The sequence below is a fragment of the Psychrobacter sp. 78a-MNA-CIBAN-0178 genome (assembly GCF_040309625.1).
GTDB lineage: Bacteria > Pseudomonadota > Gammaproteobacteria > Pseudomonadales > Moraxellaceae > Psychrobacter > Psychrobacter okhotskensis.
Genome location: NZ_JBEOOZ010000208.1, coordinates 1 through 238 on the forward strand (window position 1 = coordinate 1; position 238 = coordinate 238).

Annotated in this window: 1 pseudogene; it reads left to right on the forward strand. The window is 68.5% G+C overall.

Going from position 1 to position 238, the window contains the following annotated elements:
- Positions 1 to 238, forward strand: a pseudogene (locus tag AAEY80_RS14865) (hypothetical protein); the annotation flags it as partial.

The following is a 238-nucleotide window of genomic DNA, read 5'->3' on the forward strand; positions in this document are numbered from 1 at the left end:
GTTCGAATCCGGCGAATCGATGCGCCTGCCGCAGGCCGTGATGGTGCAGACCGTCACCGGCGACTATCCGGAGGACGGCACGCTGACCGGCGTGACCGATCCCGACATGGTGTGCGTGCCCGATCCGTCGACGATCTGCCTGATCCCGTGGGCGGTCGACCCGACCGCGCAGGTGATCCACGACTGCGTGCACTTCGACGGCTCGCCGGTCGAGATCTCGCCGCGCTACGTGCTGCGC